We start from the raw sequence: 22,033 nt of genomic DNA on the forward strand, positions 1-22,033 counted from the left end.
AAAATATAATGTTTTAGCAATTTGTCAAAGAATTAATGTCAAAAATATCCAATAAAGAGTATATAGTATTTCCATCTACTCCAGTAGTAGTATTGGAACACATTAAGGAGTTTAGTATGGCTTCTTCAGTTGCTTCTGATGTGGCTCTAAATATTACATTTATTTTAGATTCATCTAAAATTTTCATATTTAAAATATTTTCATTGGGATTATGTTCAAATATATTTGCTGTGGAAAAACCAATAGCTATTTCTCCACTACCATGACCAATAAATCCACCTGTTCTAGCAATTCCTGGATTTACCCTTTTTATAATTCTTTTTAATTGTCTAGATGAGAGGGGAATGTCTGTAGCTACTATTAGAATAATGGAGCCTTCATTTTTTGTTTTTTTCTCTTTTATTTTAGATGCTATTTTTTCTCCTACGAAGTTTCCGTTTATTATTAAATCATTTATTTTCCCAAAATTAGATAATACTAATACTCCTACAGTATAATTTTTATCATCTATATTCACTATACGGGAAGAAGTACCAATTCCCCCTTTTAATCCATAGCAAACCATTCCAGTACCTGCTCCTACATTTCCTTCTTTAAATTCTACAGATGCATTTTCTATGGCTTCAAATACATGATGTTCTTTAACATGGAGCCCTCTAATATCATTTAAGTAACTATCATTGCATTCACATATTATAGGATTTAGAGATTTTATATCTTTATCAACAGAAAGCATATATTTGACCAAAGCTTCATGTGCAGTACCCACAGACAGAGTATTAGTGAGAATAATAGGAGTTTCTATATTTCCCAATTCTTCAATTTGAATAAGTCCTGTACTTTTACCAAATCCATTTATTACATGACAAGCTCCTATGACTTTTTCTTTAAACATATTTCTTTCGTGAGGAATAATTGCAGTGACTCCTGTTTTTATATTTTCTTTATCTAAAGTGGAATGACCTACCTTAACACCAGGAACGTCAGTAATTGAATTATAATTTCCCGTTTTCATATTTCCAATGGATATTCCAAAATCTCTGACTCTTTTTTGATTCTTCATGATATTTCGCCTCTTTTCTTTCAATAGAAATAAGCTATAAAATAAGTATAAATTTTTTATTTCATGATTATTTATTATGTGTAATGTAACTTTAGTATAACAAATAAATAGATAAAATTCAATAAATTATAACACTAATAAATGGTATAATAAACATAAAGTTTTAGAATAAATATCAAAGGAGAGGGTATTTACAATGGCTACAAAAACTAATCGAAAACGGAACTCAATAGATAAAAAAGAAATAGTAAAGAAACTATTTTTTATAGTATTAGGGAATTCCCTATGTTCCATAGCTTTTAATTTATTTTTTATACCTAGCAAACTTTTAAGTGGAGGAGTAGGAGGGTTAGGTATATTAACTCAATACTTGACGGGAATTCCTTCTGGGATTGTAGTATTTATTTTAAATGTTCCTATATTTATTATAGGTGCAAAAATGTTAGATAGGGAATTTGCTATGTATGGCTTCATATCAATGTTTATATTTTCATCTTTATTAACACTAACTCGAAATATAGGGAATTATTTTGTAATAGATGATATATTATTGAGTGCAGTTTTTGGTGGAGTATTCAATGGTGTAGGTATGGGACTTATGTTTAGAAATAGGACTTGTCAAGGAGGATTTGATATAATAGCAGTTATTTTGAAGGACAGATATAATATAAATGTTGGCTCAGCATTGATGGCATGTAATACTATAATAGTTTCTCTTTCATCTTTATTATTTGGATATAAGCCAGCTATGTATACATTAATATCTATGTATATAGGTTATAAAATATTAGATAAGGTTCAAACTGGATTTAATGTAAAAAAGAAAATAGTAATAGTTTCTGACAAAGCAGAAGAATTAGCTAAAGCTATCATTCATAAATTAAACAGAGGGGTAACCTTTTTAGATGGTATAGGAGGCTATACAAAAGAGAACAAGAAGGTTATATATTGTATAGTTACTTCTAGAGAAACAGCTAAATTGAAAAGTATAATGGATGAAATAGATCCGATGGCTTTTTTTACAGTAAGTGATGTGGTAGAGGTAAGGGGAAGTGGTTTTAAAAATGTAGGAGTTTAAATCGTAATAAGTTTGTAACTTATATTTATTAATTTAAGTGTATACTATAAGTATAGACAGAAGATTTTTAAATTATTTTAAATTAAAGGAGGGGGATTTAAATGAAGAGGAGGATAAGTATTTTATTAACCTTGGTTATGATGGTGAGCTTGATTCCAATTACATCTTTTGCAGAATCAAATTTTGATAAAGAATTAAAAGATGCCATCATAAAAAGTAAAAAACTATTTAATATTGGAGAAGAATACGATAAGTTTGAACACAATATTAACACCCAAGATGGAGAAACTTATTTTTATCTAAATTGGTCGGATAGTAAAGGGAAAAATGGAAGTATAGATGTTGGTATAACTTCCGATGGTACAGTAGTTAGCTATGGGAAATGGAAACCAAGTTACCAAGAAAGTAAGCCAAAATTACCAAAAATAAGTAAAGAAGAAGGTTTAAAAAAAGCAAAAGAATTTATTAAAAAAATAACACCAGAATTTGCAGACAGTATTAAATATATAGAAAAACCAGAGTTATTAAATATATACTCAGATGTATATGATTATTATTTTGTAAGGGTTGAAAAAGATATTCCTTATTATATTAACAATATTTATATTAATGTGGATAATACTACAGGGGAAATTAGAAACTATTATGCAAACTGGGATAAAGATATGGTATTTCATGAAGTAAAAGAGCCAATTTCTTTAGATAAAGCACAAGAATTATATAAAGAAAAAATAGGATTAAATTTGTTGTATAAATTTAGTTATGCAGGAGATACACCAAAACCTTATTTAGCTTATGGACAATTAAATACAAACCAATGTATAGATGCAAAAGATGGTAATGTAGTAATTTGGACAGATTATTACCATCTTTATCAAAACGATTGTTGCGGATATGGAGTATCAGAGGAAGAGAAATCTTTAAATCCTAGTGAAGAGGAGGCAATACAGAATATTACTGGTATTATATCTCAAGAAGAAGCGGAAAAAATTGGCAGAGATATACTAAAATTGGATTCAAAATATAAGATAGGTTATATTTCTCTTTATAAAGATTGGAGAAATGATGATGTTTATTATTGGCAAATAGAATTTATGGAAGAGTCTGAAATGGATTATGCAAATATAAGTATAAATGCTAAAACTAAAGAGGTTATATCTTTTTATAAGTCTATTCCTTTTGAAGAAGGGAAAAAACCTAAATATGATGAAAAACAATCTTTGGAAATAGCTAAAAATTATATAGAGAAGGTAAATCCAGATAAATTAAAAAATGTTGAATTGAGAATTAGACCTGAAATGGAGAAAATTTCGTCTCAAAATAGTTATTATTTTGAATTTATTAGAAAGATTGATGATGCTTATGTAGAAGAGGATGGAATTTCTGTACGAGTTGATGCAATTAATGGAGAAATAGTAGAATATAATCTTAGTTGGTATAATGGAGATTTTCCTTCAAAGAATGATATAATATCTATAGATAAAGCTTACGATATTTTATTTAAAGACATTGGTATGGAATTAAAATATGTTACTCCTATGAGATATGATGATAGGAATAATAAAAAAGAAGCTATATTAGTATATGGCTTAAAAGAGGATAAACCAGCAATTATAGATCCTTATACTGGTGCTATATTAAATTATAATGGAAAACCTTTCAAAGAATTTAAAGCAGTTAGCTATAAAGATATAGATAATAGTTATGCTAAGGATAAAATAAATATATTAGCACAATATGGTATAAGCTTACCAGGAGAGGAATTTAAACCTAAAGAAAAGATTATTCAAAAGGATTTTTTATATCTGTTGCTGAAAGCGTATGATCCTTATATCGAATTTTTAGATATATCAATTGATAAATTGTATAATTATTTAATAAATGAAAGTATTGTAAAAGAAGAAGAAAAAAATCCGAATAAAATAGTAACAAAAGAAGAAGGAATAAAATATATCATTAGAGCACTAAAATATGATAAAATTGCAGATATAACCGAAATATATAAAGATTTATTTAAAGATACTAAGGATATAGATCCTAAACTAAAAGGATATGCAGCTATAGCTTATGGGCTTAATATAGTTGAAGGAAGTAATGGATATTTAAAACCTAAGGCAGAATTAAAAAGAGAAGATGCAGCTAATATGATATATAATTATTTATTTAATGGAAATTAAAACATTTATCAATAATAAGTCAGGGGATATCCCCTGACTCATTATTGATAAAATACATGCTCTCCAATTTTTGTTACATAGGTTTTATTTTTTACTATCCATGTCCCAGCTGTTTTATTTGGATTGAAAAAATAAGTGGAATTGCCAACGGGTCTTAAACCATTTATGGCATCCTTTGCAGCATTTATACTTTCTTGAGACGGAGTATTGTAAATCGTACCATTAGCAACAGGACTAAATTGAGGAATACTTCCATAGTAATCAAATATTACATTGTAAATGGTATTTGGAAACTCTTTAGAATTAACTCGGTTTAAAATTACATTTCCAATGGCTACTTTACCTTTATATGATTCTCCACCGGCTTCTGCTTCTATGATTCGGGCTAACCAATAAATATCACCGTCGGTATATTTTTTATTGCTTGTCCCTCCCGTTGAAGAAGTAGAGAAATTGCTATACAAAGTATTTATAGTTTCTGGTCCTGCAATACCATCAATTCTTATATGATTATCTATTTGAAAGTCGATAACAGTTCTTTCTGTTATGATTCCATATATTCCATCTATTTTATAATTATAGTAGCCTTTTTGATTTAGTATCCTTTGAAGCTCAATAACATCATCTCCCTTATGACCATACATTAGTGTTCTAGAATAACCACTAGCTGATGCTGGTATGGAGATTATTGTAAATATTAAAATTAATAATATAATATGTGTAATTTTTTTCATGTCTATAGCACCTCTTCCTAAACTTTAATTTTCAAGTTAGCATTTTACAAGGGGTATCCCCTTGTACTGGGTTCCTCGTACCTAGAAATTTAGGATTCAGTCCTTATGTCGATTTACAATAAACAATATTATACAAGAAGCTTTATATTATGTAAACATACTTTAGCCAATTACCAAAAGTTACATAAATAATTAATATTATTAAAGTTGCAATTTCACTTCGCCTATCTAAATAAATAGTGTATAATGTTTATAAGAGGAGGGGTAAAAATGGAATATGATTTTGATAAGGTAATTGATAGGACAGGTACTAACTGTTCTAAATGGGATTTACGAAAAGAGGTATTTGGTAGAGATGATGTACTGCCAATGTGGGTTGCTGATACGGATTTTGAAGCGCCAAAAGAAGTTATAGAAGCTATGGAAGAAAGGTTGAAACACGGTATATATGGCTATACATATAGACCTAAGTCTTTTAACAAATCTATAATAAATTGGATGAAAAAAAGGCATGGGTGGGATATAGAAGATGAATGGATAACTTTTAGTCCAGGAGTAGTTCCTGCTTTAAGTGTAGCTATAAATACATTTACACATCCAGGAGATAGAGTAATAATACAAACTCCAATTTATCCACCTTTTCAATCAATTGTAAAAGAAAATGGTAGAATTATAGTAGATAATGAGCTTATGCTTATTGATGGAAGATATCAAATGGATATAGAAAAATTGGAGGAGCAAATTAAAATTAGTGATTCCAGTTTTACTAGCAATACTATTAATGAAAATAGAGAATTTGATCAAAGAATAAAGCTTTTATTATTTTGTAGTCCTCATAATCCAACTGGTAGAGTTTGGACAAAAGAAGAATTATTAAAAATAGGAGAAATTTGCTTGGAAAATGATATATTAATTGTTTCTGATGAAATTCATTCAGATATCATATATAAAGGGTATAAGCATATTCCTATTGCATCATTATCTAAAGATTTGGAACAAAATACAATCACTTGTATTGCTCCTAGCAAGACTTTTAGCTTAGCAGGGTTGTCCTCATCAGCTGTTATTATACCCAATAAGAAAATAAGAGATTTATTTAATAATACTTTAAATAAATTAGCAATTGGTGGAGGAAATATTTTTGGAAATATTGCTTTAGAAGCAGCTTATAGCTATGGTGAAGATTGGCTGGAAGAGCTTTTAATATACCTTGAAGAGAACTTGAATTATCTTATGAAGTATTTTGAAGAAAAAATACCGGAAATTAAGCCGATAAAGCCAGAAGCAACTTATCTTGTTTGGTTAGATTGCAAAGAATTGGGGCTTGAGGGTAAGGAATTGGTAGATTTCTTTGTAAATGAAGCTAAAGTAGGTGTAAATCCTGGATTTACATTTGGAGAAAATGGAAGTAGTTTTGTAAGATTAAATATAGGATGTCCTCGTTCTATTCTTGAAGAAGGGTTAAATAGAATAGAAAAGGCTGTAAAAAGATTAAATAAGTAAGCTAAAGTTAAAAAGATAAATATAAAAGGAGAACTATGAAAATATGAATAAAAATGATTTTATTTCTTTGCTAAAAGAAGAGATGAAACCAGCTTTAGGAGTTACAGAGCCAAGTGCTGTAGCATTGGCAAGTGCAAAAGCTTATGAAATTATAGGTGGAGATTTAAATAAAATTAAGTTAACATTAGATTCAGGTTTGTATAAAAATTGTTATTCCTGTGCAATACCAGGAACAGATAAGTTTGGTATTGAAATAGCAGCTTTATTAGGAGTATTAGTTGGAAAGCCAGAATTAGAATTAGAAGTATTAAAAGAAGTTAAAGAAGAAGATGAAATTAAAGCTAAAAAGTTACAAGATGAAGGAAAAGTAGAAGTTAAAATTAAAAAAGGGCATGTAGGAATATATGTAGATTGTATAGTAATAACAGATAGAGGATATGGAAGAGTACTTATACAAGAGAGACATTCTAATATCACATTAATAGAAAAAAACAATGAAGTCTTATATGAGAAAAAAGGAAATTTAGCAAGAGAAGAGAATAAAGATTTTAGAAATATTAAGCAAAAAAAACTTATAGATTTAGTTAATTTTGTTCAGAATGTATCTTTTGAAGAGATTAAATTTGTATTAGAAGCTATAAAGATGAATAAAGAATTAGCACAATATGGGAAACAAGGTTCTGGTATGAAAACAGGTGTTACTTTGTTTAATTTAGTTAAAGATGGAATTTTGGCAAATGATATTATACATTATGCTCAAATATTAACTGGATATGCTATGGATGCTAGATTAGGCGGTATTCCTAAACCTGCTATGAGCATAAGCGGTAGTGGATCCCATGGCATAATAGCTACTATGCCTATTGTAGCTGTTGCTGAAAAAAAGCAAATAGATGATGAAAAACTTGCTAGATCCATAGCTTTAAGTTTTTTAATAACTATTTATATAAAGGAATATTCAGGTAGACTGTCTGCATTTTGTGGATGTGCAATAGCAGGAGGTATAGGGGCTAGTTCAGGTATAGTTTATTTATTAGATGGGAATTTAAGTCAAATAACTTATGCGATAAATAATATAGCAGGAAATATTACAGGAATGATATGTGATGGAGGAAATTATGGATGTGCTCTAAAAGCTATTACTGCTGCTAATGTAGCTGTGACATCTGCTATTTTTGCACTTAATAATATAGCTATACCTGAAAACTATGGAATAGTTGGTAGTACTCCAGAAGAAACAATTAAAAACATAGGCAAAATAGCATCGCCAGGCATGTTGGAAACTGAAAATGTTATATTGGATATTATGTTAAATAAAAATGTATAATTATTTTATTTTTTAAATAAAAAGAAGGGAGAATTTTAATGAAAACAAATAAAGAAAAACTTGTTATGCAATCGGTTTATGGTAAAGTTCATAGTCCTACAGCAGGAGGTAATTATTATGCTATTACTTCAAAAGGTAAGGGGTTAATACTTCCAAGTGTTGGAGGTATCACTTACAATTTTAAAATTGGAGATCCATGTATGGATTTAGTGGGAGATCATATAGAACCAGGAGTAAGTATAAAAAATGAAAAAAGAGAAGAAAACAACGCTTTAATGTTATTATCATGTGTTGGAAATGAAGCTATAGTTACTTCTGGAGATGCCAAAGGTGCAAAAGGATATGTAACTGGAAAGCATGGTGGTATTGAACATGTTATTATTTATTTCCCACAAGACGATTTAGAAAAAATGACGGTAGATGATAATATCCTTGTTAAAGCGTGGGGTCAAGGTTTAGCTATAGAGGGGCATGATGATATAGTTTGCATGAATTTAGATCCAGAATTATTTGATAAGATTGAATTTGTAGAAACTGAAGATGGTAAAATAGAGGTACCAGTGGTTACAGAAGTCCCAGCTTATTTAATGGGGTCAGGCATAGGTGCCTCAACGGGCTTTTCTGGAGATTATGATATTATGACAGGGGATATTGAAGCTAATAAACAATTTGGTATAGATAAATTAAAATTTGGTGATTTAGTACTTCTAAAAGATTGTGATAATACATATGGTAGACAGTATTTAGAAGGAGCTGTAACTTTAGGAGTTGTAGTGCATAGTAATTGTGTTTTATCTGGACATGGACCTGGGATAACTACTTTGCTAAGTTGTAAGACAGACAAAATAAAAGGTATAATTGATGAAAATGCAAATATTGCAAATTATTTGGGAGTTTAATAGTCTGTATGTAAGTAAATTAGGTATATAAAGAAAGTTATATATTTAAAATTTAATTGTATTATGCGAGGTGTTTATAAATGAGTTTTGATTATAAATTAAACTTAATAGACGTTTTAAATAGTTTGGAACAAAGAGGAGCTTTTTTAACTGTAAAAGATAATGAAGATAGAGTAAATACCATGACTATAGGTTGGGGAAATATAGGATACGAATGGGGTAGACCTGTATTTATTGTATTGGTAAGGGAAAGTAGATATACTCATGAATTATTAGAAAATGCTGATGATTTTACCGTATCTATTCCATTAGATGATAAAATGAATAAAGCTTTAGGATTTTGTGGAAGTAAATCTGGTAGGGATTATGATAAGTTTAAGGAATGCGGCTTAAATCTACTGGATGGTAAGAAAGTCAATTCTCCTGTTATAGGAGATTGCCAGATGATTTATGAATGTAAAATAATTTATAAACATGATATGGATTTACAACTTTTAGATGAAGTGATAAGGAATAAATGGTACAGTTCAGAAAGCAAACATACTATATACTATGGAGAGATAGTTAATTGTTATCAAAATAATTAAGCATGTAAGTATATAAGAGGGACAGATCTTTTTGCATGCAAAAAGATCTGTCCCTCTTGCATTTTTAAAACCTTTTCACAAAAGGACTTTACAAATAATAAAAAATAGTATATGCTTTATATAAAGCATGCAAGCGTTTGCACAAAAATATTAGATCAATTTGATACAAGGAGGCAAACATGAAGACATATGAACTAAAAAATGGAACAAAAGCTTTTAAGTATGGTTATCCCATAGAAACTGGTGCTATTATTTCAGGAGGTCAAAGGCAGAGGGTTGCTCTTGGGAGAGCCATAGTAAGAAAGCCTCAAGTATTTCTTATGGATGAACCATTATCCAACTTAGATGCTAAACTTAGAGAGCATATGAGGGTAGAATTAGTAAGGCTCCATAAAACATTAGGTAGTACTACTGTTTATGTAACACATGATCAAACAGAGGCAATGACAATGGCAACAAAGATTGTATTGATGAATGATGGTAAGATTCAACAAGCAGGTAAACCAGAGGAACTTTATAATAAACCAGCTAATATATTTGTAGCTGAATTTATAGGTTCTCCAACCATGAATATAATTGAAGGCAGTATGATTGATAGTAAATTTGTATCAAAAGATGGTATTATAAAGGTTAAGCCTTCAGAAGAAGATGGTAAATTATTAAAATCCTTTGAAGGAAAAGAAAAAATATTATATGCTAGGTTAGAAAATGGATATGAATTGACTATATCTGTACCAGGCCATTATGAGTATAATGAAGGGGAAAAGCATTCTTTTGGATATGATATTAGTGCACTACATTTCTTTAATAGTAAAAATGGGGAGAGAATAAACTAAAAATAAATAGAAAAGAGGTGAGATGTTGGATAAGAAAAAACAAGTTACGGCTAATGATGTAGCTAAAATGGCAGGGGTTTCACCATCTACTGTATCAAGGGTAATATCTAATAATCCAAGGATAAGTGAACCAACTAGGAGAAAAGTATTAAAGTGTATGGAGGAATTAGGATATTATCCCAATGCTAATGCTAGATCATTGGCTATAAAAAAGACAGGAACAGTTGGAATAATAATACCTACTACATCGGAAGATTATTTTTCCAATCCTTTTTTTGCTGAATCATTGAGAGGTATTATAAGAGGGGCATCTAAATCTGGTTATGATCTTTTATTGTCTACAAACACAGAAAAAGGAGAGGAACTTAAAATAACTAAAAAATTTGTCAGAGGTTCTAAGGTAGATGGAATAATATTGATGACTAGTAAGGTAGATGATGAGTGTATAGAATATTTAAAGAATATTGATTTCCCCTTTTCTATAATAGGTTCTACGGATGATGAAAAAATTAATCAAGTGGATAATGATAATGCTCTTGCAGCTTATGAATTGACCAAACATCTGATTGAAATTGGGAGAAAGCGAATTGCTATGATAGTTGGAGATATGAATTTAGTAGTAAGTAAAAAACGTATAAAAGGTTATAAAAAGGCATTGTCAGAAGCTAATATTGATTTTGATGAAAACTTATTATTTAGTGGAAGTTTTGATGAAAAAACTGGTTATGATTATGGAGTGAAAATATCAAAAATTAATCCTTTACCTGATGGATTGATAGTTGCAGATGATTTAGTAGCATTTGGGGCTGTAAAAGCCTTTGAAGATTTGGAAATAAATATACCAAAAGATATAGCAGTGGCAAGCTTCAACAATAGTGTTCTTGCAAAACATTCAAATATTCCCTTAACATCTGTAGATATAAATGCATTTGAATTAGGAAGGGAAGCTATGAATTTATTAGTAGATGCTATTGAAGATGAAGTACGAGGGGAAAAAATAACAATACCTTATAATATTTATAAGAGGGAATCTACAAAAGGATAATATATCATATAGTTATCTTTCATATAGTTATCTTGGACAATCCACTTCTAATTTAGTAAAATATATATAAAGTAAAAATTGAGGGGTGGGATTAATATGGATATGAAAGAAATTAGAAAAATTGCAAGGGAAAGAATGAAAGGTTATTGTAGAGTTTGCCCTGTATGTAATGGAGTAGCCTGTGCTGGGGAGGTTCCTGGTATGGGAGGTTCTTTGACAGGAGCTGCTTTCAAGAGCAATGTAGAAGATTTAAGTAAAGTGAAATTAAAATTAAGAACTATACATGATGCTAAAGATCCTAATATGGAGTTTCAATTTTTTAATGAAAAGTTAGATTTCCCTATAATGGCAGCTCCTATAACAGGAAGTGCCTTTAATATGGGAGGAGCTTTGACAGAAAAAGAGTATATAAATAGTGTAGTAAAAGGGAGCATATCATCAGGAACTATTGCTATGACTGGGGATTCAGCTGATTTAACTTTATATGAAGATGGACTAGAGGCTTTAAAAACTGTTGGGGGCAAAGGAGTACCTATTATAAAACCTAGAGAAAATCCTCATGTGATTGAAAATGTAAAAAAAGCAGAGGATATTGGCTCAATAGCTGTAGGAATGGATATTGATGGAGCAGGTTTAGTTACTATGGCCCTTAAAGGACAACCTGTAGGTCCAAAGACTGTAGAGGAATTAAAGGAAATAGTTTCTTCTACAAAATTGCCTTTTATTTTAAAAGGAATAATGACTGTGGAGGAAGCACAATTAGCTGTAGAAATTGGAGCAAAAGCTATAGTAGTTTCAAACCATGGAGGAAGAGTATTAGACCATACTCAATCTACAGCAAAAGCACTATTAGAAATAAAAAGAGTAGTTAAAGGGAAAATAATGATTCTTGTAGATGGAGGAATACGTTCTGGAGTAGATGTGTTTAAGATGTTGGCTTTAGGAGCCGATGGAGTATTAATAGGTAGACCTATAATTATAGGTGCTTTTGGAGGATATGAAGAAGGGGTATCATTAGTCCTTGATAATATGAAAAATGAATTGTATCAAGCTATGATATTAACTGGATGTAGAGATTTAAACTCAATTGATGAGACAAAAATTTCCATAGAGTGGTAATTTATATATAAAAAATTGTCATCGTCCTTAGGTAATAGAAACTTAAGGAATTAGATGGCAATTTTATTTTAAAAAGAGGAATTTGCAATTTTTTGTAGAAGTAATATATAAATATTTTTAGCATTTGGGGGTTTGACAATGAAAGAAATAATTACTTTTAATCCTATTGAATCTGATAAGGTGGTGTTGCCTATACAATATAATCATATGGTTCAAGCTATGATATATAGCTTATTAGATGAGGAACTTGCAGATTTTTTACATGAAGAGGGTTTTCAAAATAAAAATAGGACATTTAAGATGTTCACTTTTTCTAGAATAAATGGGAGATATATTTTAAAAAAGGATGATGGGTTAATAATATTTGATGGTCCAATAAAGCTTACTGTATCTTCTCATTTCGACGATTTTTCTAACTCTATAGGAAATAGTTTTTTAAAACGTCAAAGGGTACAATTAGGAAATAATTATTTAGAAGTGAAACAATTAGCAGTGGAAAAGGAAAATGTAAATAGCGAAGAAATAAAGGTTCGAACTTTATCTCCTATATCTACATATAGTACTTTATACAGAAAAGATGGCAAAAAGTTTACTTATTATTTTAATCCAATGGAAGAAGAATTTTCAGAGACTATAGAAAATAATCTAAAAAATAAGTATAGGGCTTTTTATTCAGAGGAAGCTCCTGAGGGAGAAATAAATATAAAACCCATAGGAGAACCTAGATTAGCTGTTGTAAAATACAAGGGTTTTGTAATAAAAGGATATACAGGCAAATTTTCCATAACAGGCCCAATTCCACTACTTCAATTAGGTATAGATACAGGATTAGGCAGTAAAAATAGCCAAGGGTTTGGCTGTGTTAAATTAATATAGAAATATATTAGGGAGGTGAGAAAGATTATTGAAGGAATAATTCAAATTGGAGATACACTGCTAAAATTTAATGATCCAGTACTAAATTTTATAGAAGAACTAAGACCTACTAGAAGGAATAAGCAGCTTAATGTATTAAAATTTAATTTTTTACCTGATGAAGGAAAATTAGAAATTGATGTAAAAGAAGAAATGGATGATAATACAGCAGAAAAATATACTTTTGTAGGTTCAGCTAGTGGCCCAAATTCTCCCCAATGGTATGTATCAAGTACATCTAGCAAGTATCATTTGACAGAAACTTTCTATAATTTATCTCAAATAAAATTTGGCGAAGAATTAGATGAAAAAATTAATAAGGTTTTTGAAAATTTTTATGTAGATCTTGGAGAGGAACTAAAAACCAAGTACAGATATGTTTTAGATCTATATAAATGTAGGATAATAGATGTACCAATGGAACAATTATTTGAAGAAGTAAAAAAAGAAGTTGGAGATGTAAAAGATTTAGGGAAAAATTTTTCAGATAAATTGTTAGAAATATTTGAAGATTATTTAAAAGAGGAAAAAGGGATAAATCCAAATGAAATAGGTTTATACACTATATTCATAGACGGAGTTCCTTTATCAAATTTTAAAGAATACAAGGAAGCTGTAGTAGAATCTAAAAAACCGAAATCTACAGGAAAAAAAGGGGATAAGGGAGTATGCAGTATTTGTGGTACAGATGAAAATGTATCATCAGATATGGCTAATACAAAAATTAAATATTACACTACCAATCAAGTTATATTTGCAAGTGAATTATCTAGGAATAATTATCATAAAAATATGCAAATGTGCTTAGATTGTATGTTTAAATATTTAGCAGGGGAAAATTACGTTATAAATAATTTAAAAACAAGACTTGCAGCGTTTGATTTATACATAATTCCCCAATTTATTTATGGACAACCTCTTACTGAAGAAGATTTGGATATTGCTACCAGTAGAATAATAAATTCCTTTAATACAGTAAAATCCTATGAAGGACTTGAGAAGTTAAGGGAAGAAATAAAAGGTTCCATTGATTTAAGAGGTGAAGATAGCTATTTTCTTTTGAATTTTATGTTTTTTAAAAGTAGCCAAAAGGCAACTAAAATACAGAGGCTTATAAAGGATGTGCAGCCTTCGATTTTTGAAGAAATTAGAATAGCTTCTAATAAATCTAGAGAGGATTTTCAAAATATATTAGGGAAAAAATTTGGAAGTGCTATAACTTTAGCTACTGTTTATTACATGAATCCCATAAGAATAAGAGAAGGGGAAGCTACTCAATATAGGGATGTACTTGAGACTTATGATGCGGTACTAACAGGGAAAAAATTGAACAAAAAACATCTTATAAAAAATTTAATAGAATGTATTAAAATAATAAAATTTGATAAGGGATCCTACAATATAAATCCTAGCGAAGAGATACTAGAATTTTATATGATGAGAGCCAATATGTACATTAAATTTTTAGAATATATGGGCTGTTTAGAGGAGGGGAGAAGTTTGGATGTATCTCAATTAAAAGTGAAAGATCATATAAAAAACTATATTGAAAAAATGGGCTATAATGAACAAGAAACAGCAATGTTTTTATTAGGTTATTTAATAGGAGAAATAGGGAATGTTCAATATAGGAAGACAGAAGAAGGGACAAAACCTATACTCAATAAGCTTAATTTCAATGGTTTAGATAGGCAAAAAATTATAAGGCTTACAAAAGATGTGTTTGATAAGCTAAATCAAGAAAAGATTAGGCAATACAATGAAGTTACCTTTTTTGAATTGAAAAGGCTTTTAGATTTAAATATTGATAATTGGAAATTGAACAAAGATGAAAGCTTGTTCTATGTGCTTTCAGGATATTCTTATGCAACTACAATACCAATGTTAAGGGAAAAGGAGGATGTTTCAAATGACAGTGACAAATAATGAAATCTTATATATTTATGATGCTAAGTTGACTAATCCTAATGGAGATCCAGATGAAGAAAATAGACCACGTATGGATTATGAAAGAGAGATGAATTTAGTATCAGATTTAAGACTTAAAAGATATATAAGGGATTATTTATTACTTAAAGGTCATGATATATTTGTACGTAGGGTGGATGATAAACCAGTAACAGCTGATAAGAGAATAAAAGATCTAGAGGATTCTTCAAATGAGTGGATATTGGAAAACTTAACAGATGTGAGAATGTTTGGTGCTACTATGACAGTTAAGGGAGACAATAAAACCTTTATAGGACCTATTCAGTTTAATTGGGGATATTCTCTAAACAAGGTGGAGCTTTTAGAAGCTAGTATTACTTCTCATTTTTCTACAAGAGAGAGTAGTACTCAAGGTACAATGGGGAAGGATTTTAGAGTAAAATATTCTTTAATTGCTTTTTCAGGAATAGTAAGTGGTAATAGAGCTAAGAAAACCATGTTAAAAGATGAAGACTTAATTTTACTTGATGAAGCTATGAAATATGCTATCCCAAATCTTGCTACAAGGAGTAAAATAGGGCAATATCCAAGATTTTATATGAGAGTAGAATATATAGACAATGAAACTGTGTTAGGTGATTATAGGGATTTTATAGAACTTAAAGAAGAAGTGCCTAATATTAGAGACATAAATGAATGTTCTTTAATAATAGATGAATTGGTAGAATTATTAGAGAAAAACAAAGAAAAGATAAATGCTGTACATTATTTTATAGATGAAAATTTAAAACTTACATTAGATGATAATTATGTTAGTTTTGAGGAGGCATTTGGTAAGTTACCATTAAAATTGGTAGAATAGGGTGATGATTATGACGATGATTATATTTGACCTTTGGGGGAAATTTGCACATTTTAGAAAATTTTATACTAATTCTTCTTCATTATCCTATTTAGTGCCACCTAGAACCACTATTGAAGGGATGGTAGCTGCACTACTAGGTCTTGAAAGGGACAGCTATTATGAATTATTAAGTTCTGAAAAATTACATATAGCAGTTAGAAAGATTGGAAAGTCAAAGAAAATAATGCAATCCCTTAATTATATAAGAGCTACTGGCCCTAAGGAATTGATAATTCAAAAAAATCATACACAAATTCCATTTGAATTGCTTACAGGATATGATAATTTACGTTATAGAATTTATTTAACCCATGAAGATGAAAATATATTAAGTGAAATAGAACAAAGGATAATTAACAATAAACCTGTGTATCCCCTATATTTTGGGAGTGCTCCTTTTAGTTGCTATATAGATTATATAGATAAAATGGAATGGTGTTGGAATGATAGTAGTGGATATGAAATTGTATCTACAGTTATTAATAATGATAAAATTGAAGAAATAGATATCAAAAATATAGAAGGGGCTTTGATTAAAGAAAGAATGCCAAGGGATTTTGAAGAAAATAGGATAATTAAAGAAGTAACTACCTATATTTATGAAGAAGAAGGTAAGCCTTTAAGAGTTAAAATTAATGGAAAATATGCACGGCTTTCTAATGGGGAAAATGTGGTATTTTTATAGAAGGTGATATGAATGAATTATTATTCCCATCCAGAAAAAACAATGTTAGAACATTTAACGGAGGTTAAAGAGCTTTCAATATCTAAAATTCCAAATGAGCTTAAAGAAGCATATGAAATAGTGGCAATATGTCATGATTTTGGGAAATACACTTCCTATTTTCAAAGGTATTTAAGGCATAATAAAAAATCTAAGTTATCTAATCATAGCTTTATATCTGCTACATTTGGAGGTTATATAGGATTAAAAAGATTTGGGGAAGGGAATATCCTTCCCTTGATCATATATAATACCATATTGCACCATCATGGTAATTTAAAAAACTTTTCAGTAAATCTTCCTAGTACATTTAAAAAGGTGTCCAGAACTGATTTTTCTGTAAATGTATTGGAAAAAGTAGAGATAGCTTATGAGCAAATTAATGATATGAAGGGAAATATAAATTTTATAAAACCAGATATGGAAAAACTGGGTATATTAGAAGAATTTATTAAGTTTACTCAAGAAAAAAATATAATAGAAGAAACACTAAGCAAATTAAAAAAATTAGATCTTTTATCCATTAGAGGATTAAAATCTGAAAAAAACTATTTTATTCATCAAATATTATATTCTGCATTGATTTCTGCAGATAAAATAAGTGCCTCTAATACTTTTTTGCCTAAAGAAATGCATGGTGATTATGAAATATTAGATTCTATTAGAGAAGATAAATTTGGCAAACCAACAAAGGCAATAGATAAGATAAGAACTGATATATACACAAAGGTAATAAAAAGCATTGAAGAAAATTATGACAAATCTAAAATATTTTCTATCACAGCTCCTACAGGAACAGGGAAAACTATAACAGGTTTTTTTGCAGCTTTAAAATTGAAAGAACTATTAGGAGATAATCGAAAAATTATATATTCATTACCTTTTACTTCTATTATAGAGCAAAATTATGATGTGTTGTTTGATGTATTCAGAGGAATAGAAGATTTCGAACAAAATTATAGTAGTTATATTATTAAACATCATAATTTATCTACTGTTGAATATGAAAGTGAATACAGGGATTATACAAAGACAGAAGCAGAATTATTAATAGAAAACTGGTCTAGTGGAGTTGTAGTTACTACATTTGTTCAACTTTTAGAAACTTTAGTTGGAGCCAGAAATCGTATGCTTAAGAAGTTTAATGCCATAAAGGGTTCTATAATTATATTGGATGAAATACAAGCTATAGATATAAAATATTTTGATTTAGTTGATTACATATTGAGAAAAGCATGTGAATACTTAGATATTAGAATAATCATAATGACTGCTACTAAACCACTGATTTTAACCGACGCATTAGAATTATTAGAAGACAATGAGAAGTATTTTAAAAAATTTGGAAGAACTAAGCTTGTACCGAAAATAGAAAAGGTAACTATAGATGAATTTGTAGATGAGTTTATTAGTAATATAGAAGAAAAATCCTACATGATAGTTTGCAATACAATTAGACAATCTTTAGAAATGTATGACAAATTAAAAGATATAGATAGAGATGTATACTATTTATCTACTAATATCCTTCCTATTCATAGAAGAAATAGAATAAAAGAAATAGAAAAAAGATTAAAAAATAATGATAATATAATTCTTGTTTCAACCCAAGTAGTAGAAGCGGGAGTAGATTTAGATTTTGATGTTGTTATAAGAGACATAGGCCCTATAGATTCCATTATTCAATGTGCTGGTAGATGTAATAGAAATAGTAGAAACAAAATAGGAAATGTATACATATATTTTATGATAGATGATAATGAAAATAATTTTGGGAAATATGTTTATGGGAATACAATAATGGATGTATCTAAAGAGGTTTTAGAAGGTAAAAAAGAAATATTGGAAGAAGATTATTTTAAATTAATAAATGAATATTTTAATGAAATAAAACAAAACAAATCCCAGAGAGTGTCAAATGGTTTAATAGATGCTATAGAAAAGTTGGATTTTTCTGAAGGAGAGTATTCCATAGACAAATTTTCACTGATTCAAAATAATCCTGGATATATTGATGTGTTTTTTATATATGATGATAGGGCAGAAACTGCATATGAAATTTTTTTGAATTTGTCAAACATTAAGGATTTTAATAAAAAAAGAGAACAATATTTGAAGATTCAAAGGGATATGAAAGATTACACATTATCTATTCCTAAAAAATATTTTAGAAGTTTTGTTGCAGATAGAGGTATGATTTTTCTCCCTAGAGAAGGGATAGAGGAGTTTTATGATGATGAAACTGGTTTTAAAAGGGATAAAGAGGATGAATGTATGATATTTTAGAGGTGATATATTGGAGGACTTAAATGTAAATGGAACGTTAATATGGTATTACTATATCTGTAAAAGAGAAGTTTGGCTTATGGCTCGAAATATTGTTCCTGATCAAGATAATATAAATATAGATATAGGACGTTTTATTCATGAAACTTCTTTCCAAAGAAAAAGAAAAGAAATTTCCATTGGTAATGTTAAAGTAGATTTAATTGATAAAAAAGGTGAATATTTGATGATTGGAGAAATAAAAAAGACTTCAAAATTTGTAGAAAGTTCAAGAATGCAATTAGCTTATTATCTATTGGAACTTAAAAGACATGGTTTAAAAGGAAAAGGGGTACTTACCTTTCCTAAAGAAAGAAAACGTGAGATAATAGAGCTTAATGATGAACTTATAGAAGAGTTAGAAAAGGTAGAAAAAGATATTTTAAGAATATGCTATGAGTCTTATCCTCCAAAACCTGTAAAAATAAATATGTGTAAGAATTGTGCATACAATGAATTTTGTTGGTCATAAAAAGGAGTGATAAGATTATGAAAAAAACTTTATATATTTTTAATGATGGAGAAATAAAAAGAAAGGACAATACTATTTATTTTGAAACGGATAAAAACAAAAGATATATTCCCATAGAAGATATAAGCGATATTTTTGTATTTGGTGAATTAACTTTAAATAAAAGTTTTTTAACATATATATCTCAAAAAGAGATACTTATGCATTTTTTCAACTATTACGGTTATTATTCAGGAACTTACTATCCAAGAGAACATTTAAATTCTGGGTATATGATACTTATGCAAGCAGAGCATTATTTAGATGAAAATAAAAGGATGATTATTGCTAGTAAATTTGTAGATGGAAGTAGTCAAAATATGCTCAATGTAATTAGATACTACAAAAATAGAGGGAAAGATCTAGAGGATATTGAAAATGCAATAGTATCCTTACAAGAGAAAATACCAGATTGTGAGGATACTAATCATCTAATGGCTATTGAAGGAAACATGAGGGATATGTATTATAAGGCTTTTGATGAAATAATAGATGATGAAGATTTTACATTTGAAAAAAGAACTAGAAGGCCACCAAAAAATGAGTTGAATGCATTAATAAGTTTTGGAAATTCCTTACTATATGTTTTGGTTCTAAGTGAAATATATAAAACCCATATAGATCCTAGAATAGGCTATTTACATACAACAAATTTTAGAAGATTTACATTAAATTTAGATGTGGCAGAAATTTTCAAACCTATTATTATAGATAGAATTATTTTTACTTTAATAAGAAAAAATATGATAACAAAAGATGATTTTGAACCTGATATGGGCGGTATATTATTAAAGGAAAAAGGGAAAAAGACTTTTGTGGAGCAATTTGATAAAAAACTGGTTTCCACTATAAAACATAAAGAATTAGGTAGAAATGTATCCTATAGACGATTAATAAGAATGGAATTATATAAGTTAGAAAAGCATTTAATCGGAGAAGAAAAGTATGAACCTTATATATCAAGATGGTAATGGGTGATATATGTGTTTGTTATTTTAGTTTATGATATAGAAGTAAAAAGAGTTGCAAAAGTTTTAAAGACTTGCAGAAAATATTTATATTGGGTTCAAAACTCAGTATTTGAAGGGGAAATATCTGAAGCTAATTTGACAAAATTAAAACTTGAATTAAAATCAATAATAGATGAAGAAAAGGATTCTGTAATAATATATTCTTTTAGAACTACTAAATATTCAAATGCGGAAATAATGGGTATAAAAAAAGGTGGAGAGGATAACTTCTTATAATATTTAGTTTACCTGTATAAATATACGATTTTGTCGTCGATCTAAAATAAATTCAGCCACTATATCATATAGCATGGAAATCCTTGAAAATACCATATTAGCAAGTTTTTAAATAAAAAATTTTTAATGTATTAAAATATAAAAGAATATATATATTTTAAATTATATCTTGTCATAATGGTGTATTAACAATTTATAAAGCTTATTACATGAAGGTATTTACTAGGACATATCAGGTTTATATGGAATATAGGCAAATATAATTAATATACTAAGAAAAGATATTGAAATGAATAAATATAAATTTGTGTCGTCGACCTTAGGTAATGCAAAAACCCCTGGAGATCGACGACATTTTATTTTTTGGAACAAATGTGTAAATTCCAATAGGTTTGCAGGAAAAGAAAGATAAATGTATTGTGAAAATCACAAATTTTTTGATTTGACAAAAAATGAAAAATGTAGTAATATCAATATGTAGGATGGTTTATAGTCTACCTATAAGGAATTGAAACCTCGGATTGAAGTAGCTTTTCTACTTCGTCTTGAGTGGTTTATAGTCTACCTATAAGGAATTGAAACCTTTTGCCATTTTGCCCATTTTGCTACTTTTTCTGGTACGTTTATAGTCTACCTATAAGGAATTGAAACATTGGTTATCTAGAATTTTTAATACTATAGCTGATTTGTTTATAGTCTACCTATAAGGAATTGAAACAAAAAATACTGAAAAAAACAATACACGCATACCTGAAGTTTATAGTCTACCTATAAGGAATTGAAACGATGTTACAGCAGAAATTCAATTTGGGGAGGGAATATAGTTTATAGTCTACCTATAAGGAATTGAAACTATAGTCTAAAATCATTGCTATAATAAGTATTTGTAGTGTTTATAGTCTACCTATAAGGAATTGAAACAAAACAAAAAACGTGTTTTTAAAATCTCCACCTTGACACGTTTATAGTCTACCTATAAGGAATTGAAACCCGCCTGGCTGGGTACCAGTCAACCATGTTTCAGGACACAGTTTATAGTCTACCTATAAGGAATTGAAACATGGATCATTGTCTGGGTCATCCACACTGTAATCAATGTTTATAGTCTAC

Annotated in this window: 19 protein-coding genes and 1 CRISPR repeat array (1 of these 20 only partly in view); of the genes, 17 read left to right on the forward strand and 2 right to left on the reverse strand. The window is 28.9% G+C overall.

Features of this window, described 5'->3' with window-relative positions:
• Positions 1-13 precede the first annotated feature (13 nt).
• The gene (locus JL105_RS01225; RefSeq protein ID WP_132025521.1) at positions 14-1,063 is read right to left on the reverse strand and encodes a DmpA family aminopeptidase; all 1,050 of its coding nucleotides are present in this window, start codon (positions 1,061-1,063) and stop codon (positions 14-16) included.
• 196 nt (positions 1,064-1,259) lie between these two features.
• Between JL105_RS01225 and JL105_RS01230 the strand changes: the two genes are divergently transcribed.
• Positions 1,260-2,141: a YitT family protein gene (locus JL105_RS01230; protein ID WP_132025519.1), complete on the forward strand. Its 882-nt coding sequence runs from the start codon at positions 1,260-1,262 to the stop codon at positions 2,139-2,141.
• Positions 2,142-2,242: 101 nt separating this feature from the next.
• A complete protein-coding gene (locus JL105_RS01235; RefSeq protein ID WP_132025517.1) occupies positions 2,243-4,318 on the forward strand; it encodes a YcdB/YcdC domain-containing protein in 2,076 nt (691 codons plus the stop codon).
• 41 nt (positions 4,319-4,359) lie between these two features.
• Here the strand turns inward: JL105_RS01235 and JL105_RS01240 are convergent, their stop codons facing one another.
• A complete protein-coding gene (locus tag JL105_RS01240) occupies positions 4,360-5,052 on the reverse strand; it encodes a cell wall hydrolase (RefSeq protein WP_237722289.1) in 693 nt (230 codons plus the stop codon).
• 270 nt (positions 5,053-5,322) lie between these two features.
• Between JL105_RS01240 and JL105_RS01245 the strand changes: the two genes are divergently transcribed.
• From JL105_RS01245 to cas2, 15 genes are all read left to right on the forward strand, one after another.
• Entirely contained in the window at positions 5,323-6,555 is a 1,233-nt protein-coding gene (locus tag JL105_RS01245; RefSeq protein ID WP_132025513.1) for a MalY/PatB family protein, read from the forward strand.
• A 43-nt stretch (positions 6,556-6,598) separates the two neighbouring features.
• The gene (locus JL105_RS01250) at positions 6,599-7,882 is read left to right on the forward strand and encodes an L-cysteine desulfidase family protein (protein WP_132025511.1); all 1,284 of its coding nucleotides are present in this window, start codon (positions 6,599-6,601) and stop codon (positions 7,880-7,882) included.
• Between the two features lie 38 nt (positions 7,883-7,920).
• Positions 7,921-8,781 carry a DUF4438 domain-containing protein gene (locus JL105_RS01255; protein WP_132025509.1) on the forward strand — a complete coding sequence of 287 codons (861 nt, stop codon included), beginning with the start codon at positions 7,921-7,923 and terminating at the stop codon, positions 8,779-8,781.
• An 80-nt stretch (positions 8,782-8,861) separates the two neighbouring features.
• Positions 8,862-9,368, forward strand: coding sequence for a flavin reductase family protein (locus tag JL105_RS01260; protein ID WP_132025507.1), 507 nt, complete (start codon positions 8,862-8,864; stop codon positions 9,366-9,368).
• 179 nt (positions 9,369-9,547) lie between these two features.
• Positions 9,548-10,204, forward strand: coding sequence for an ABC transporter ATP-binding protein (locus tag JL105_RS01265; protein WP_132025505.1), 657 nt, complete (start codon positions 9,548-9,550; stop codon positions 10,202-10,204).
• 25 nt (positions 10,205-10,229) lie between these two features.
• A complete protein-coding gene (locus JL105_RS01270) occupies positions 10,230-11,249 on the forward strand; it encodes a LacI family DNA-binding transcriptional regulator (RefSeq protein ID WP_202690553.1) in 1,020 nt (339 codons plus the stop codon).
• Between the two features lie 96 nt (positions 11,250-11,345).
• Complete coding sequence (locus tag JL105_RS01275; RefSeq protein ID WP_132025501.1) at positions 11,346-12,368, forward strand: alpha-hydroxy-acid oxidizing protein; 1,023 nt, start codon at positions 11,346-11,348, stop codon at positions 12,366-12,368.
• A gap of 138 nt (positions 12,369-12,506) precedes the next feature.
• The gene (cas6, locus tag JL105_RS01280) at positions 12,507-13,244 is read left to right on the forward strand and encodes a CRISPR-associated endoribonuclease Cas6 (protein WP_132025499.1); all 738 of its coding nucleotides are present in this window, start codon (positions 12,507-12,509) and stop codon (positions 13,242-13,244) included.
• 15 nt (positions 13,245-13,259) lie between these two features.
• Positions 13,260-15,209 carry a TIGR02556 family CRISPR-associated protein gene (locus JL105_RS01285; protein ID WP_132025497.1) on the forward strand — a complete coding sequence of 650 codons (1,950 nt, stop codon included), beginning with the start codon at positions 13,260-13,262 and terminating at the stop codon, positions 15,207-15,209.
• Entirely contained in the window at positions 15,193-16,074 is an 882-nt protein-coding gene (cas7b, locus tag JL105_RS01290; RefSeq protein WP_132025495.1) for a type I-B CRISPR-associated protein Cas7/Csh2, read from the forward strand. The genes JL105_RS01285 and cas7b overlap by 17 nt, the downstream gene beginning before the upstream one ends.
• A 10-nt stretch (positions 16,075-16,084) precedes the next feature.
• Complete coding sequence (cas5b, locus tag JL105_RS01295) at positions 16,085-16,801, forward strand: type I-B CRISPR-associated protein Cas5b (protein WP_202690554.1); 717 nt, start codon at positions 16,085-16,087, stop codon at positions 16,799-16,801.
• Positions 16,802-16,813: 12 nt separating this feature from the next.
• Positions 16,814-19,126 carry a CRISPR-associated helicase Cas3' gene (gene cas3 / locus JL105_RS01300; RefSeq protein WP_132025493.1) on the forward strand — a complete coding sequence of 771 codons (2,313 nt, stop codon included), beginning with the start codon at positions 16,814-16,816 and terminating at the stop codon, positions 19,124-19,126.
• A 10-nt stretch (positions 19,127-19,136) separates the two neighbouring features.
• Positions 19,137-19,637 (forward strand): CRISPR-associated protein Cas4, encoded by a 501-nt coding sequence (gene cas4, locus JL105_RS01305; RefSeq protein WP_132025491.1) that lies wholly within the window; start codon positions 19,137-19,139, stop codon positions 19,635-19,637.
• A gap of 17 nt (positions 19,638-19,654) precedes the next feature.
• Complete coding sequence (gene cas1b, locus JL105_RS01310) at positions 19,655-20,647, forward strand: type I-B CRISPR-associated endonuclease Cas1b (RefSeq protein WP_132025489.1); 993 nt, start codon at positions 19,655-19,657, stop codon at positions 20,645-20,647.
• A 12-nt stretch (positions 20,648-20,659) separates the two neighbouring features.
• Positions 20,660-20,923 (forward strand): CRISPR-associated endonuclease Cas2, encoded by a 264-nt coding sequence (gene cas2, locus JL105_RS01315; protein ID WP_132025487.1) that lies wholly within the window; start codon positions 20,660-20,662, stop codon positions 20,921-20,923.
• Positions 20,924-21,408: 485 nt separating this feature from the next.
• A CRISPR array of direct repeats spans positions 21,409-22,033; the repeat unit is 30 nt; unit sequence GTTTATAGTCTACCTATAAGGAATTGAAAC; it runs 9,749 nt beyond the window's last position.

Source organism: Keratinibaculum paraultunense (assembly GCF_016767175.1).
Lineage (GTDB): Bacteria > Bacillota > Clostridia > Tissierellales > Tepidimicrobiaceae > Keratinibaculum > Keratinibaculum paraultunense.